At 74.3% G+C, this 14,859-nt stretch carries 14 protein-coding genes; 5 read left to right on the forward strand and 9 right to left on the reverse strand.

Translation table 11 applies throughout. The features are described from left to right. Window position 1: 1 nt before the first annotated feature. The 3 genes from JKP75_RS10855 to JKP75_RS23890 all read right to left on the reverse strand — a co-directional run bounded on the left by JKP75_RS10855 (window position 2) and on the right by JKP75_RS23890 (window position 4,520). Entirely contained in the window at window positions 2–1,099 is a 1,098-nt protein-coding gene (locus JKP75_RS10855) for an ABC transporter substrate-binding protein (protein WP_200493069.1), read from the reverse strand. Between the two features lie 270 nt (window positions 1,100–1,369). After that, on the reverse strand, window positions 1,370–2,968 hold the full coding sequence (locus tag JKP75_RS10860) for an ABC transporter substrate-binding protein (RefSeq protein WP_200491181.1): 1,599 nt from the start codon (window positions 2,966–2,968) through the stop codon (window positions 1,370–1,372). Window positions 2,969–3,254: 286 nt separating this feature from the next. After that, complete coding sequence (locus JKP75_RS23890; RefSeq protein ID WP_200491180.1) at window positions 3,255–4,520, reverse strand: CdaR family transcriptional regulator; 1,266 nt, start codon at window positions 4,518–4,520, stop codon at window positions 3,255–3,257. 184 nt (window positions 4,521–4,704) lie between these two features. On the opposite strand from JKP75_RS23890, the gene JKP75_RS10870 reads away from it, so the two are divergent. After that, on the forward strand, window positions 4,705–6,015 hold the full coding sequence (locus tag JKP75_RS10870; protein WP_200491179.1) for an acyl-CoA dehydrogenase family protein: 1,311 nt from the start codon (window positions 4,705–4,707) through the stop codon (window positions 6,013–6,015). A 90-nt stretch (window positions 6,016–6,105) separates the two neighbouring features. Here the strand turns inward: JKP75_RS10870 and JKP75_RS10875 are convergent, their stop codons facing one another. The 4 genes from JKP75_RS10875 to JKP75_RS10890 form a co-directional block, all read right to left on the reverse strand. Beyond that, complete coding sequence (locus JKP75_RS10875) at window positions 6,106–6,651, reverse strand: hypothetical protein (RefSeq protein WP_200491178.1); 546 nt, start codon at window positions 6,649–6,651, stop codon at window positions 6,106–6,108. A 92-nt stretch (window positions 6,652–6,743) separates the two neighbouring features. Beyond that, window positions 6,744–7,265, reverse strand: coding sequence for a hypothetical protein (locus JKP75_RS10880; RefSeq protein ID WP_200491177.1), 522 nt, complete (start codon window positions 7,263–7,265; stop codon window positions 6,744–6,746). Continuing rightward, window positions 7,262–7,849, reverse strand: coding sequence for a hypothetical protein (locus JKP75_RS10885; RefSeq protein ID WP_200491176.1), 588 nt, complete (start codon window positions 7,847–7,849; stop codon window positions 7,262–7,264). Before JKP75_RS10885 ends, JKP75_RS10880 begins: the two co-directional genes overlap by 4 nt. 38 nt (window positions 7,850–7,887) lie before the next feature. Next, window positions 7,888–8,355, reverse strand: coding sequence for a PPOX class F420-dependent oxidoreductase (locus tag JKP75_RS10890; protein ID WP_200491175.1), 468 nt, complete (start codon window positions 8,353–8,355; stop codon window positions 7,888–7,890). A gap of 22 nt (window positions 8,356–8,377) precedes the next feature. Here JKP75_RS10890 and JKP75_RS10895 point away from each other — a divergent pair, with 22 nt between their 5' ends. The 4 genes from JKP75_RS10895 (at window position 8,378) to JKP75_RS10910 (ending at window position 13,471) form a co-directional block, all read left to right on the forward strand. Continuing rightward, on the forward strand, window positions 8,378–9,781 hold the full coding sequence (locus JKP75_RS10895; RefSeq protein WP_309229752.1) for an AI-2E family transporter: 1,404 nt from the start codon (window positions 8,378–8,380) through the stop codon (window positions 9,779–9,781). 81 nt (window positions 9,782–9,862) lie between these two features. Next, window positions 9,863–10,807: a proteasome assembly chaperone family protein gene (locus JKP75_RS10900; RefSeq protein WP_200491173.1), complete on the forward strand. Its 945-nt coding sequence runs from the start codon at window positions 9,863–9,865 to the stop codon at window positions 10,805–10,807. Continuing rightward, window positions 10,794–12,611, forward strand: a complete 1,818-nt coding sequence (gene pabB, locus JKP75_RS10905) for an aminodeoxychorismate synthase component I (protein ID WP_309229753.1) — start codon at window positions 10,794–10,796, stop codon at window positions 12,609–12,611. The genes JKP75_RS10900 and pabB overlap by 14 nt, the downstream gene beginning before the upstream one ends. After that, window positions 12,608–13,471 (forward strand): sigma-70 family RNA polymerase sigma factor, encoded by an 864-nt coding sequence (locus tag JKP75_RS10910; protein ID WP_200493071.1) that lies wholly within the window; start codon window positions 12,608–12,610, stop codon window positions 13,469–13,471. The genes pabB and JKP75_RS10910 overlap by 4 nt, the downstream gene beginning before the upstream one ends. Window positions 13,472–13,495: 24 nt before the next feature. Here JKP75_RS10910 and JKP75_RS10915 read toward each other — a convergent pair whose 3' ends face one another. Together JKP75_RS10915 and purU are read right to left on the reverse strand one after the other, a co-directional pair. Continuing rightward, window positions 13,496–13,723, reverse strand: coding sequence for a hypothetical protein (locus tag JKP75_RS10915; protein ID WP_200493072.1), 228 nt, complete (start codon window positions 13,721–13,723; stop codon window positions 13,496–13,498). 5 nt (window positions 13,724–13,728) lie between these two features. Continuing rightward, on the reverse strand, window positions 13,729–14,853 hold the full coding sequence (purU, locus tag JKP75_RS10920) for a formyltetrahydrofolate deformylase (RefSeq protein WP_200493073.1): 1,125 nt from the start codon (window positions 14,851–14,853) through the stop codon (window positions 13,729–13,731). Between the last annotated feature and the right edge of the window lie 6 nt (window positions 14,854–14,859).

The following is a 14,859-nucleotide window of genomic DNA, read 5'->3' on the forward strand; positions in this document are numbered from 1 at the left end:
GTTAGAGCTCCTGGGCCTTCTCCGGGTCGTACTTCGGGTAGCTCTCCTCGAGGGCCTCCGAGTAGTACGGGCTGTCCGGGCTGAAGAACTGCGTCTGCGGCGGGGTGACGCCGGCGCCACCGAGGACCTCGATCAGCGCCTCCTGATCCATGGCGTAGGCCATGGCCCGGCGGACGCGGACGTCGTCGAACGGCGGCTTGCTGGTGTTCATCGTCATGGCACCGGAGTTGCTGCCCAGGTGTTCGTAGTTGCTGACGCCGTCGAGCTCGCGCGCCTTCACCACGGTGCTCTGCCGCAGGGACTGCAGGACGTCGATGTCACCGGTCTGCAGGCTGGACAGACGGGTGTCCTCGTCCGGGATCGGCCGGAAGGTGATCTTGTCCAGGTGCGGGAGACCCTCCTGCCAGTAGTTCTCGTTCTTCTCGACGACCAGGTTGCTGTCGCGTTGCCAGGAGACGAAGCGGAACGGGCCGGTGCCCACGGGGTTGGCGCCGGCGTCGGCGCCCGCGGCGGCCGCCGCGGTCGGCGAGAACGGCCAGCCGGCGGCCGTGACGAGCTCGTCCGGGAACGCCGAGTTCGGCCCGGACAGCCGGTACACGACGGTGAGGTCGTCCACCACGTCCAGGGCGGTGACCTGCGCGAGGCTGGCGGCCAGGCGCGAGTCGGGGGCGGTCAGGTAGTCGTCGAAGACAGTCTTGAGCGCCTGGGCGTTCAGCGGGGTGCCGTCGTGGAACTGCACGCCGGGACGCAGCGTGAGCGTCCACTCGGTGAGCTCGGCGTTGGGCTCCATCGTCTCGGCGAGGTAGGGCTCGACCGAGCCGTCCTCGGTGCGGTGCATCAGCGGGTCGTAGATCGCGTAGGCGACGTTCGTCCCCGGCTGGTTGAAGGTGCCCTCGCTCGGCAGCCAACTGTTGGTCTCGGCCTCCAGGCCGACGGTGAGCTCGCCGCCCTCGACCGGGTCCCCGGCCTCGCCGACGTCGGTGACCGCGCCGGCCTCGGCGTCGGTGTCGTCCGATTCGCCCCCACCGCAGGCTGCGGTCCCCAGCAGGAGACCTGCCAGGCCCGCGGCCACGAGCGCGCGCTTCCACGGGCACCTCATCGGGCGCCGGTGTCGTTGCATGTGTTGTACCCCTAGACCAGTTGCGTGTGGCACCGCGACGCAGGACCCGGGAGCGGGCACGTCGAGGCGCGGGCGCACGAAGCGCCTGGTCGCAGTCTCCCCGCGGACATGCGGAGAGTCATTGGGCGGCTCGCCACCGTCACTGAGGGTGACACCCGGCGATCCGCACAGCGGGGTCGGTGTGCTAGTCGGCGCGCAGCACGGCGGCCCGGGCGGGAATCCGCCCGGGCCGTCGTCCGATCGGAGGGACTACTCGACTGTCCAGACGTGGCCCCACATCGCGGTGCCGTCCGGGGTGCCGTTGCCCTTCCCGCCGTCGGGGAAGACCCAGCCGTCGACGTTCTTCACCACGTCCCGGACCGCCACGACCGTCAGCGTGCCGCCGGTGAAGGTGACGGGCACCTGTTCGGCGATCACGAGGCTGATCTCCTCGGCCGCCGCCTTGCGCTCCTCGATGTCGGTCGAGCCGCGCATGGTGTCCAGGGCCTCCTCGATCCGCGGGTCCTGGAACTTCGTCACGTTGGGCACGCCCTCGGTGAAGGCGCGCTGGAAGACGTAGTACGGGTCCCGCGCGGCCCCGTGCCGGGTGCAGCCTGCGTCGTAGTCCCCGGCGACGACCTGCGAGGTGTAGGCCGCCTGCTCCACCTGCTCCAGCTCGACCTGCATGCCCAGCGCGTTCCAGAAGGACTGGTAGAGCTGGGACAACTCGTTCAGGCTCGGGTCGGGCGGGCAGGTGTAGGTGAAGGAGATGTCCTCGCCGACCGCCTTGCCGTCGGAGCGCTGCGGGTCGTTCTTGTACTCGTCGTACAGCTCCTGCGCCTCGTCGGGCCGGTTCGTCGGCCAGGCCTCGGCCGCCTTCTCCGAGTAAAACGGGTCCTCCGGGCCGAAGAACTGGGTCGACGGCGGGGTGAGCCCGGTGCCGCCCAGCACCTCGATCAGCGCCTCCTGGTCGAGGGCCAGGGCGAGGGCCCTGCGCACCCGGAGGTCGTCGAACGGCGGCTTGGCGGTGTTGATGTTCGACCCACCGCTGTTGTTGCCCAGGAACTCGTAGTTGTCGACGCCGTCGATGTCCCGCGCGCGGGAGACCGTGCTCTGCCGCAGCGACTGCAGAGCGTCGATGTCACCGCTCTGCAGGCTCGAGAGGCGGGTGTCCTCGTCGGGGATCGGCCGGAAAGTGATCTTGTCCAGGTGCGGTAGGCCCGGCTGCCAGTAGTCCTCGTTCTTCTCGACGACCAGCTGGCTGTCCCGCTGCCAGCTCACGAACCTGAACGGCCCGGTGCCGACCGGGCTGGAGCCCGCGTCCGGACCCGCGGCCGCCGCGGCGGTCGGGGAGAAGGGCCAGCCGGCCGCGTCGGTGAGCAGGTCCGGGAACGCCGCGTTGGGCGCCCTCAGGGTGTAGGTGACGGTGAGGTCGTCGACGACGTCGAGCGACTGCACCTCCGCCAGGTTGGCCGCCAGGTTCGAGCCCGGCGCGACCAGGTAGGTGTCCCAGACCGTCTTCAGCGCCTGCGCGTCCAGCGGCGTCCCGTCGTGGAACTGCACCTCGGGACGGAGCTTCAGCGTCCACTGGGTCAGGTCGGCGTTCGGCTCCATCGACTCGGCCAGGTACGGCTTGACCTCGCCGTCGGGCGTCCGCTTCATCAGCGCGTCGTAGATGGCGTAGGCGACGTTGTAGCCGGGGTTGCCGAAGTTGGCCACGCCGGGGAGCCAGCTGTTGGTCTCGGCCTCCAGGCCGACGGTGATCTCGCCGCCGTCGACCGGGTCACCGGCGTCCGAGGCGTCGACCACCGCACCCTCGGCCTCCCCGTCGCCACCCCCGTCGTCGGAACCGCAGGCGGCCGTCGCCATCAGGAGGCCGACGATCCCTGCGGAGACGATGGCGCGACCCGAGCGGCGCCACCTCCCCGCCCGCTGCAGTTGACTGCGCATTGCTCACCCCTCGACGTCGGCGGCACCGGGGCTCGTGGCGCGCGAGCGGCAGTTCCCCTGGTGTGCGCGCGCTGACCGCGCTGCGCCGAAGTGTCCTCCAGCACAGTGAGGGGCATCACTAGCCGTCACGCCACTGTCACGGGGGGTTCGGCTATGCGGACCGCACAACGGGGCCGTGGCACGGGCCGGTCGAGGGAGCCGCCGGTCAGGTGCCGCCGACGTCGCCGAGCACCGAGGGGTCGAGCAGCCGCAGTGCCTCGACCGCGACGAACAGCCGGGCCACGCTGCGTGGGTCCTCCAGGGACTGGCCGCTGAGCTGCTCGAGGCGGGCCAGCCTGTTGCGCACCGTGTTGCGGTGGCAGAAGAGCAGCCGTCCGGTCTCGGTGGAGTTCCCGTTGGTGGCCAGCCACGTGGCGAGCGTCGCCAGCAGCGTCTGCTGCTCCGCGTCGGGCAGCTCCATGACCGCGCCGAGCAGCAGGCGGGACACTTCCGTCGAGGTCTCGACCGACGAGGCGAGCAGCGCGGCGACCGGGTCGTCGTCGATCGCGGTGACGCCGACGGCACCGGCCGGCAGGCACCGGCGCGCCACCATCGCCCGCGCCACGGCGACCGAGGTCTGCAGGGCGTCGGCGTAGGAACGGCTCAGCCCGACCCGGCCCCTGGCCAGGGTGCCGAGCAGCTCGCGGATGGAGGTGACGGTGCGCCACTCCCCGATCGCGACGATGCCGACGGTGCCGTCCACCGTGGTCCGCCACGTCGAGCGCACGCCGTGCCCGGCGAGGAAGTCCTCCACTCCGGCCAGCCCCGGGGCACCGGTGGCGTCCCGTTCGGCGGAGACGGCGACGTAGGGCCCCTCCTCGGGCAGCCCGAGGAGGGTGAGGGTCCCGCCCAGCCGGGCCCACTCCCCCATGCGCCCGTCGACCAGCGCGTCGAGCAGCAGCCGCCGGCGCTCGCGGTCGGCTTCGGTCAGCGCGACGAGCCCCTCGTCGTACCCCGTGACCAGCGCCCGGCACTGCTCGTCGAGCACCGCCCAGAGGTCGGCCGACTGGTGCAGGGCCGCGGTCATGTCCTCCGCCGGTCGCGCGGCGGCGCGCGCCGCCAGCTCGCGCCAGACGATCGATGCGCCCACCCCGAGCCCGCGCAGCGCGACGGTCAGTGGGATGCCGCACTCGGCCCGGCGGCGGCCGATCGCGGCCGGACCGGTGGCCCCGGTCGCCGACGGGACACCGGCGATCCGGCCCAGCGTTCCCTCGAGGTGCGCGGTCACGTCGTCGGCGAGCTCCCCGGCGGCCAGCCGTCGGTAGGACGGCTCGTCGGCGCGCAGCCGCTGCACCACCTCGTCGGCGAGCGCGGCGAGATCCTCGTCGAGCAGCTCCTCGGCGATGACGGCCAGCACCGGCGGGGTGGTGCCCTCACCGCCCCGCCACGACGGGCAGGACCGCACCGGCCCGGTCTCGAGCGGCTCGGGCACGTCGCCTCCTGGGGACGGCGCCCGGCGGGTGCGGGCGGATGACGGACGGTGGCGGTCCCGAGTGTTCCCCGGAGGGCGTTCCCGGTGCCGGTGCGGGTGGCGGGCACGACGATTAGTTAGAGCCTTGCACTTTTCCGGGCGACCACTAGGTTCGGTCCGAACCCGAGCGCCCGAAGGAGTGCGTATGGCCACCGACACCACGGCCGAGCGACTGGACGACCCGAACGACGTCCGCCGCGCCGTCAAGGCTTTCATCGACGAGCACTGGGACCCTTCGGTGTCCCTCCAGGAGTGGCTGGGTGTCCTGGCGGACTCCGGCTGGGCGGTTCCCCAGTGGCCCGCGCAGTGGTTCGGCAAGGGGCTGACCAACGACCTCGCCGCCGTCGCCTACGACGAGTTCAAGAAGGTCGGCGCGGTCGGGCCGCCGGCCGGGCTGTCCCGCATGCTCGCCGCGCCGACGATCATCTCGCACGGCACCGACGAGCAGCGCCAGGCCTACATCCGCCGGATCCTCGTCGGCGAGGACGCCTGGTGCCAGCTGTTCAGCGAGCCGGGCGCCGGTTCCGACCTCGCCTCGCTGCAGACGCGCGCCGAGCTGGACGGCGACGAGTACGTCGTCAACGGCCAGAAGGTGTGGACGTCGGGCGCCATGGGCTCGGACGTCGGCATGCTGATCGCCCGCACCGACCCCGACGCCGTCAAGCACGCCGGCATCACCTACTTCGCCATCGAGATGGACCAGCCGGGCATCGAGGTCCGCCCGCTGCGCCAGATCACCGGCGAGGCGCACTTCGCCGAGGTCTTCCTCACCGACGCCCGCGTCAGCGCCGAGAACATCATCGGTGGCCTCAACAACGGCTGGAACGTCGCCCGGACGACGCTGGCCAACGAGCGCGTCGGCCTCGGTGGCGGCGGTTCTCTCGGGTTCCCGCTGTCCGCGCCCGCCGGCCGCCGCTCGGCGCAGCTGCTCGAGCAGTCCGTCGGCGAGTTCATCGAGTCCCAGCGCAAGGCCGCCACCGGGGGCCGCGTGCCGGCCATGATGATGGTCCGCAACGGCGAGGCGCTGGCGAAGATGGCCAAGTCCATGGGCCGCGACCAGGACCCGGCCGTCCGGCAGGGCATCGCCCGCGTGCACGCGCTCACCTCGCTCAACCGCTGGAACACGCTCCGTGCGCGCGCCGCGGTCGAGGCGGGTGGCCGCCCCGGTCCCGAGGCGTCGCTGGGCAAGCTGATGGTCTCGCGCATCACCCGGATGTCGCGCGACGTCGGCATGGAGATCGCCGGCCCGTCGGGCATGCTGGCCGGCGAGGACGGCCCGCTCAACGGCGCCCTCGCGCTGCAGTTCCTCGGCGCTCCCGCCCCCTCGATCTACGGCGGGTCCGACGAGGTCCAGCACAACATCATCGGTGAGCGGGTGCTCGGCCTCCCCCGCGAGCCCGACGCGTCGAAGGACGTCCCGTTCCGCTCGCTGCGGACGGGCACCCAGTCCCAGTAGCGCGCACCGCACCCACGGAGACCCGTGGCCCGCCCCTCCGGGGGTGGACCACGGGTCTGCGTGCGTTCCGGGGTCCGCCGGTGCGCCGGCTCAGGTGTCGGCCGCCTCGCTGGCCGCCTGCGGCCGGCCACCGAAGACGTCGGCGGCGACCTCGCGGCGGGCCTCGGCCAGCCAGGCGTGCTGCTCGTCGGCCTGGTCGATCAGCCGGTCGAACAGCGCGGCGTCGATCCGCCGGTCCACCTCGGCGACCTCCCGCAGGCTCTCGAAGCCGGCCCGCTTGGCCAGCACCGCGGTGGCGATGAACTCGAACTCGACGACGTCGCTCAGCGGGGACCGGGAGAGCACCCGCCCGTTGAGCTTGATCCGCGTGAGCTTCTCGCCGATCCAGGTGGCCAGCTGCTTGTACTGGCGGATCGGCACCCCGATCGAGGACATCGTCGTGCGCAGGCCGGCACGCTCCTCGCGGAGCTCGTCGAGCAGCCGCTCGAGCGGCTGCTCGTACGGGGTACCCCGCCAGCGGCCGAGCATCCGGGTCACCAGCTCGATGCCGCCGGTGGCCGCGGCCAGGTGGTCGTTGCAGTAGACGCCCAGCAGCTCGGGGTTGCGGATCGCGCCCCCGGTGGACGACTCGGTCACGGTGCCTCCTGACGACGACGGGATGGCCGCCATTCTCGTCGCGGGGCCGCTCCCCCGCTCGGCGTGCCGCCGGCGGTCGGCCGGATCGCGCCTCAGCCGCGCAGCAGGACGACGACGCCCGCGCAGGCGGCGGCCCACAGGGCACTGGCCAGCGTGCCCACGATGAAGCGCTCGGCGGCGGCCGGCGTGCGCAGCTCGTCGAAGCGGCCGAGGCCCTTGACGGCGAGGACGACGGCGAGCCCCTCCGGCCAGCCGGCCAGCAGGGTGCCGGTGATCGCGGCCCGCTCGAGGACGCCGATCCAGGCACCCCCGCGCAGCAACTCCGGGTCCTGCGCACCGCCGCCCACCCCGACCGCGGCCGGGTCGGCGGCGTGCAGCACGCCGGTGGCCACGGGCCCCCCGCCGGTGACCGAGGCGAGCACCGCCAGGACGGTCGCGGTGCCCACGACGGCGTCGGACCCCTCGCCGGCGGCCCAGGCCGCCGCGGCGGTGCCGGCCAGCAGCGCCGTCACGACCAGCGCGCGCAGCTGTGGCACCGGGCGGCCGCCGACCAGGACCAGGCCCAGCCCGGCGACCGCGGTGACGCCCAGCAGCACGAGGGCGAGGGCGGTCATCCCGCCGCCCGCGCGAGCAGCCGCGCGGCGGTGGGCCGCAGCTCGCGTTCCAGTTCCCACAGCCCGGCCGCGAGGCGCTGCCCCACCGCCTGCCGGGAGATGCCGAGCTCGGCGGCGGCCTCGGCCTGGGTGCGGCCGTCCTCGACCAGGGCGATGGCCTCCCACGCCTGGGCGCTGCGCTTCTCGACCACCGCGGCCAGCGCGCTCAGCACCGCCTGCGCGTCCTCGGCGTCGGGGGCCGAGGCGCCGCGGACCGCGAGCCGGCCGGGGCGCTGCTTGGCCGCGTCGACCGCCCGGCGCGCGGCGAGGAAGGCCGGGCCTGTAGCGGCCCGGGTGCTGGCCGGGAGCGGCGTCTGCACCGGGCCCGCGCCGACGCCGATGCTCCAGCCGCCGTCACGCAGCAGGTCGACGACGACGTCGACGGCGACGTCGGGCTCCTCGACCACGCCCTGGAACTCGTCACCGGCCGTGCGCTCGAAGCCGAGCAGCACCGGCACGGCGCCCTCGAGCCGGGTCAGCACGCCGGCGACCCGGTCGGGGCCGCGTCGGCTGCCCTGCTGGTCCACGGTGAGCACGTACGGCACCGGGCAAGCCTGACAGCTTTCACCGCCAGATGCAAGGGTCAGAGCTTGTCGACGATCTCCGGCGGGAAACCGCCGGTCGCGATCGGCCCCCAGCCGGTGGGCGTGATCCGCAGCAGCGACTTGCCCTGCCGGACCATGGCCGCGCGGTAGTCGTCCCAGTCGGGGTGCTCGCCGCTGATGGCGCGGTAGTAGTCGACGAGCGGCTCCAGCGCCTCCGGCAGGTCGAGCACCTCGGCCTCGCCGTCCACCTGCACCCACGGGCCGTCGAAGTCGTCGGAGAGCACGCAGAGCGAGACCGCCGGCGTGCGACGGGCGTTCGCCGTCTTCGCGCGCTGCGGGTACGTGGAGACCACGATGCGCCCCTCGCCGTCGACCCCGCAGCTCACCGGCGAGAGCTGCACGCCGGCCTCGCGGCGGTGGGTCAGCAGCACCGCCCGGTGGCGCGGGCGCAGGAACTCCAGGAGGGCGTCGCGGTCGACGCGGTCGGCTGTGGCGGTCCTCGGCATGACCCGACGCTACGACGCGGGTGTGACAACCGCCGTCCGGCCGGTCGCGGTCGGCGACGTGTGCTCTGATCACTGCCATGAGGTTGCGCCTGCCCGGTCTGAAGCTCGCCCCCCGCGAGGGGTCCGCCCCGGCCGCGCCCGCTCCCGCGCGCAGCCCGCCCCGCACCCGCACGCCTCGGGTGTCACCGCGGCCCCGGTCACCGATGCCGTCACCGGTGAACCCGACACGCAGGCCCCGGCGCCCGACGAGGGCCGCGGCCCCCGCCTGCAGGCGGCCTCCCGCACGCTGGCCACCGTCGCGGCCCAGTTCCTGCTGATCGTCGCCGCCGTCGTCGTCCTGGGCTACGTCCTGGGCAAGCTCTGGGTGATCCTGCTGCCGATCGTCCTGGGCCTGCTCATCGCCACCGTGCTGTGGCCGCCCACGCGGTTCCTCCGCAACCACGGCATCCCGGCCGCGCTCGCCGCCGCCGTCGTGCTGCTGACCTTCCTCGGCCTCTTCGGCGCGCTCATCGCCGCGATCGCGCCGTCGATCGCCGACCAGGTGACCGAGCTGGCCGACCAGGCCAGCGCCGGCCTGCAGGACGTCCAGGAGTGGCTCCAGGGCCCGCCGTTCAGGCTCGGCGAGGACCAGATCGGCGACGCCGTCGACTCGGCGATCAACTCCATCCAGGGCAACGCGCAGAACATCGCCGGGTACGCGGTGACCGGCGTCTCCGCCGTCGGCAACGGGCTGATCAACCTGGTGCTGGCGCTGGTCCTCTGCTTCTTCTTCCTCAAGGACGGCACCCGCTGGGTGCCGTGGCTGTCGGCGCAGACCGGGCCGCGCGCCGCCCGGCACGTCGCGGCGCTCTCCTACAAGACCTGGTCGACGCTGTCGGAGTTCATCCGCCAGCAGGCGCTCGTCGGCTTCGTCGACGCCTTCCTCATCGGGATCGGCCTGTGGGTCCTCGACGTCCCCCTGGTCCTCCCGCTGGCGATCCTCACGTTCTTCGGCGCGTTCATCCCGATCATCGGCGCCTTCGTCGCCGGCGCCTTCGCCGTGCTCATCGCGCTGGTCGACCAGGGCTTCACGACGGCGCTGATCGTGCTGATCATCGTGCTGATCGTGCAGCAGATCGAGGGCAACGTCCTCCAGCCGATCATCCAGGGGCGCGGGTTCAACCTGCACGCCGGCGTGGTGATCCTCGCGGTCACCGCGGGGGGCAGCCTGTCGGGCATCATCGGCGCCTTCCTCGCCGTCCCGGTCGCCGCGCTCATCGCCGTGGTCTACCGCTACCTCCGCGACGAGCTGGACGGCCGGCACCCCGAGGTGATGGCCGACGGCACCCGGGCCAGCCTCGAGGGCGACCAGCACGGCACCGAGCTCGAGGACGAGCCGGCGCCTCCCGGCGTCCAGCCGCCCGCCGGGCCCGCCACCTCGGGCTGACCCGGCCGGGCGCCGGGAATGCACCGGTCGCCCGCAGGGCTGCACCAGCAAGCTGCCGTTCCCGTCGAGAGGACCACCCCCGTGACCCAGCGACCCGAGGACCTCGTCGAGCTCCTCCCCGGTGCTGATCGCTTCCTCGCCGGCGACCCGGCTCGCCGGCCGGGGCTGGTGCTCGTCCACGACATCGGCGGCGACTTCGACGCCGCCTCCGCCGGCGCCCTGGCCGGTTCCCACCTGCTCGCCGGCCTGCCGCACGAGGCGATCGCGCGGTTCGACGCCGACGCCCTGGTCGACTACCGGGCGCACCGGCCGCGGGTCACCTTCAGCGGTGACCGCTACGAGGCCTTCCTGGCACCGGAGATCCAGCTCTACGCGGTCGAGGACGACGGCGGGACGCCGTTCCTGCTGCTGCACGGCACCGAGCCGGACTACCAGTGGGAGCGCTTCGTCGCCGCCGTCTCGCACCTGGTCGAGCGGCTCGGGGTGAGCACCGTGGTGGCGCTCCAGGCGATCCCCATGCCGGTGCCGCACACCCGCCCGGTCACCGTCACCGCGCACGCCACGCGCCGCGCGCTGATCGCGCAGTACCCGATCTACTGGGGCGAGATGCGCATCCCCGGCAGCGTCGCCGCACTGCTCGAGCTCCGGCTCGGCGAGGCCGGGGTCGACGCGCTCGGCGTGGCCGCGCACGTGCCGCACTACCTCTCCCAGGCCACCTACCCGGCCGCCAGCCTCACCCTGCTCGAGCACCTCGAGCAGCTCACCGGCCTGCACGTGCCGACGGAGTCGCTGCGCGAGGCCGCCGAGGCGCACCGCACCGAGGTCGACGAGCAGATCGGCCGGTCCACGGAGAACACCGCGGTCGTGGCGGCGCTCGAGCAGCAGTACGACGCCTTCACCACCGCGCGGGAGAACAGCGACCTGCTGAGCACCGAGGGCGCGGTGCCCACGGCCGAGGAGATCGGCGCGGAGTTCGAGCGGTTCCTGGCCGACCAGGACCGCAAGCACCCCCGTGGCGGCGAGTGACCTCCCCCTGGGCGGCGCCGCGCTGACCACCGGCGTGCACGGGCGGTTCGACGACCTGGTCGCCGGCACCGCGCTCGCCTTCCCGGGCGCCGACCGGGTGCTCGTCGCCCGCGAGGCCGCCGAGGTCGTGCCCGTCCTCGCCGAGGTGGAGCGGGCGACCGCCGCCGGCGCGTGGGCCTTCGGCTACCTCGCCTACGAGGCGGCCGCCGGCCTGGATCCCGGCTGCGCCGTCCCCGACCGGGCGCCCGGCGTAACCCTCCCGCTGGCGGTGTTCGGGCTCACGGGGCACGCCACCACGCCCCCGCCGATCGCGCCCCCACCGGGCCGCGCCCGCGGGTACACCGCCGGTCCGTGGCGGCCGGGCTGGACACCGGCCGGGTACCGGGACGCCGTCGCCGCCGTCCGGGAGGCGATCGCCGCCGGGGACGCCTACCAGGTGAACCTGACCGTGCGGATGCACGCGCCCGTGACCGGGGACCTCGAGCAGCTGTACGCCGACCTCGCGCACGCCCAGCGCGGGTCCTGGGCCGCGTACCTGGACCTCGGCAGCCACGTCGTCGCCAGCGCCAGCCCGGAGCTCTTCTTCGACTGGACCGGCGACGAGCTGCGGACCCGGCCGATGAAGGGCACCGCGCGCCGCGGCGCCACCCCCGCCGAGGACGACGCCGCCCGGGCCCGGCTGCTGGGCAGCGACAAGGAGCGGGCCGAGAACCTGATGATCGTCGACCTGCTGCGCAACGACCTGGGCGTGGTCGCCGAGGTGGGCAGCGTCGACGTCCCCGCGCTGTTCCGCACCGAGCGGTACGGGACGGTGTGGCAGCTGACCTCCGACGTGACCGCGCGGCCGCGGGCCGACGTCGGGCTGGTCGACGTGTTCCGCGCGCTGTTCCCCTCCGGCTCGGTCACCGGCGCCCCGAAGCGGCGGACGATGGAGATCATCCGCGCGCTCGAGGCGGAGCCGCGCGGGGTGTACTGCGGCGCGATCGGGGTGGTCGCGCCGCCCGGGGAGGCGTTTCGCGCCCGGTTCTCCGTGGCGATCCGGACGGTCACCGTCGAGCGGGCCACCGGCACCGCGGTGTACGGCACCGGTGGGGGCATCACCTGGTCCTCCGACCCGGACGCCGAGCACGCCGAGCTGCTCGCCAAGGCCGCGATCCTCGCCGAGCCCTACGAGGAGTTCGCGCTGCTGGAGACGCTGGCCCGGCTCCCCGGCGGCGGGCTCCGCAATGGCGAGCGGCACGTCGCCCGGCTGGCCGACTCGGCGGCCTGGGCCGGGTTCGCGCTCGACGAGGCGGAGCTCCGCCGCAGGCTCGACCAGGTCGCCGCCGACCCGGAGCCGGCCCGGGTGCGGGTCCTGCTGCACCGGGACGGCGCGCTCGCGGTGGAGGCCGGACCGCTCCCGCCCACCGTGGCCGGCCCGGTCCGGCTCGCCGTGGACGACGTCCCGGTCGACGCCGACGACGTCTGGCTCCGGCACAAGACCACCCGGCGCGGCGTCTACACCGAGCGGGCGGCCCGGTGGCCCGCCGCCGACGACGTCGTCCTCACCTCCTCGCGCGGGGAGGTCACCGAGACCACGATCGCCAACCTCGCCGTCCGCCTCGACGGGTGCTGGTTCACCCCGCCGGTCGAGGCCGGGTGCCTGCCCGGCGTCGAGCGCGGCCGGCTGGTGGAGGCCGGTGTGCTGCGCGAGCGCCGGCTCACCCCCGCCGACCTGGCATCGGCCGAGGAGCTGGCGGTGGTCAGCTCGCTGCGCGGCTGGCGCCCCGCGGTGCTGCTGGAGGCGGCAGACTCGCGCCCGTGACTCCCGAGGAGCGGACCGCCGCCTTCGAGGCCGAGCGCCCCCGGCTGGTGCGGCTCGCGGCGCGGGTGCTGGCCGACGACGCCGAGGCCGAGGACGTCGTCCAGCAGGCGTGGCTGCGGCTGCACGGCACCGACGGGGAGATCGCCAACCTGCCCGGCTGGTTGACCACCGTCACCACCCGCCTGTGCCTGGACCGGCTGCGCGCACGGGTGCCCGAGCCCACCGAGCTCGCCGGCGACGACGCCGGGGAGACCGGCGACCCGGCCGACGAGGTGGTGCTCGCCGACACCGTCGGCGTGGCGCTGCACGCGGTCGTGGATCGGCTCACCCCGGCCGAGCGGGTGGCGTTCGTGCTGCACGACAGCTTCGCCGTCGACTTCGCGACCGTCGCCGCGGTGCTGGAGTGCACCCCGGCCGCGGCCCGCAAGCTGGCCTCCCGGGCGCGGGCCAAGGTCGGCGCACCGGTGCCGGAGCACGCGTCGGCCGACGCCGCGGTGGTCGACGCCTTCCTGGCCGCGGCGCGGGGCGGGGACCTGCGGCGCCTGCTGGGGCTGCTGGCCCCCGACGTCGTCGTCGCCGGGGATGCCGCCGCGGTCGCGCTGGGCACCCCCGCGCACCTGGCCGGGCGCGAGGCGGTCGCCGGGTTCTTCGACGGCGCCGCGCGCAGCGCGCGCCCGGTGCTGGTCGGCGACCGGCCCGCTGCCGCCTGGTTCCAGCGCGGCGAGCCGCGGGTGGTCTTCGACATCAGCGTCGCCGACGGCGTGGTGACCCGGATCGACTTCCGCGCCGACCCCGGGCTGCTCGCCGGCGTCCGGCCGCGTCGCGGCACGGCGGCCGAGGGGCGGGGCGCGCCCGGCTGAGAGACGCGCGCGCCCCACGCCCCGTCAGCGCGAGGGCTGCTCGGCGAACGCCTTCTTCGTGTCGCGGTACCAGCCCATCGCGCGCAGCGGCCGCCGCCAGCGCGCCTTCATCTCCTCGTGGGCGGCCTCGTGCGCGCTGTCCCCTGCCGCGACGGCCTCGCGCAGGTGCCGGTCCTGGGCCTTGATGACCTCGTCGGCGGTCGCCCCGCTCAGCTCCAGGTCGCAGGGGCCACCCAGCTGTCGGCAGGTCATGGTCTTCATCGCTGTCCCTCCGGTCGTCGTCGTGCTCCTGCCCCTCTGACGGACGGGCGGGCGCGGATGTGACCGGGGGGACGACGACCTGCTCGTCCGGCCCGCCGTGCGTCACGCCCTCGATGGCGAACGCGTGGCCTCCCACGACCCCGCGCGACGATCAGCCCACCTGATCGTCGAGCGTCCTCCCTCGTGGTGCACGGTGAGGGAGGACGCTCGATGATCAGGGTCCCTGATCGTGGCGGGGTCAGGCGAAGACGATCGTCCGCGGGCCCTCGACCGATCACGCGGTCCTCGACGTGCCACGTCACGGCCTGGGCGAGCACCTGCCGCTCGACGTACCGGCCCACGCGGCGCATGTCCTCGACCGTCGCGCGGTGGTCGACCCGCGCGACCTCCTGCTCGATGATCGGCCCGGCGTCGAGCTCGGGGGTGACGTAGTGCGCCGTCGCCCCGATCAGCTTCACCCCGCGGTCGTGCGCGGCCTGGTACGGGTTCGCCCCGACGAACGCCGGCAGGAAGCTGTGGTGGATGTTGATCAGCCGCTCGGGGAACCGGCTGCAGAAGTCCGCGGACACGATCTGCATGTAGCGGGCCAGCACGACCAGGTCGACGTCGCCGATCAGCTCGAGCGCGCGCGCCTCCGCCTTTGCCTTCGTCGCCGGCGTCACCGGCACGTGGTGGAACGGGATGCCCGCCGCGGCGGCCACCGGCGCGAGGTCGGGGTGGTTGGACAGCACCGCGACCAGGTCGGCGCGCAGGTCACCGGCACGCACCCGGTAGATCAGCTCCTGCAGCACGTGGTCGGCCTTGCTGACGAAGACCGCGACCGTCGGCCGGTGCGCCGCCTCGGTCAGCCGCCAGGTGAGCTGCCACTCCCCCGCCACCGCGGCCAGCCGCGCCTCCAGCTCGGCCCGGCGCTGCGCCAGCCCGGCGAGCACGAACTCCAGCCGCAGCGTGAAGATGCCGCCGCTGGGGTCGGAGGAGTGCTGCTGGGACTCGGTGATGTTCGCGCCCAGCTCGGTCATCACCCCGCTGAGCAGGTGGACGATGCCCGGCCGGTCCGGGCAGCGGACGACGAGCCGTCCCAGGTCGGCGGTGCTGGGGTCGTGCGGGCCTGCGGCGGACATGCCCGG

It is taken from the genome of Blastococcus sp. TML/M2B (genome assembly GCF_016612865.1).
Classification (GTDB): domain Bacteria; phylum Actinomycetota; class Actinomycetes; order Mycobacteriales; family Geodermatophilaceae; genus Blastococcus.

Bases quoted from the DNA above. Each gene is read 5' to 3' on its own strand.
- JKP75_RS10855 (WP_200493069.1), bottom strand. From the start codon at position 1,099: ATGAGGTGCCCGTGGAAGCGCGCGCTCGTGGCCGCGGGCCTGGCAGGT.
- JKP75_RS10860 (WP_200491181.1), bottom strand. From the start codon at position 2,968: ATGGCGACGGCCGCCTGCGGTTCCGACGACGGGGGTGGCGACGGGGAG.
- JKP75_RS10870 (WP_200491179.1), top strand. From the start codon at position 4,705: ATGGCCACCGACACCACGGCCGAGCGACTGGACGACCCGAACGACGTC.
- JKP75_RS10880 (WP_200491177.1), bottom strand. From the start codon at position 7,265: ATGACCGCCCTCGCCCTCGTGCTGCTGGGCGTCACCGCGGTCGCCGGG.
- JKP75_RS10890 (WP_200491175.1), bottom strand. From the start codon at position 8,355: ATGCCGAGGACCGCCACAGCCGACCGCGTCGACCGCGACGCCCTCCTG.
- JKP75_RS10915 (WP_200493072.1), bottom strand. From the start codon at position 13,723: ATGACCTGCCGACAGCTGGGTGGCCCCTGCGACCTGGAGCTGAGCGGG.
- purU (WP_200493073.1), bottom strand. From the start codon at position 14,853: ATGTCCGCCGCAGGCCCGCACGACCCCAGCACCGCCGACCTGGGACGG.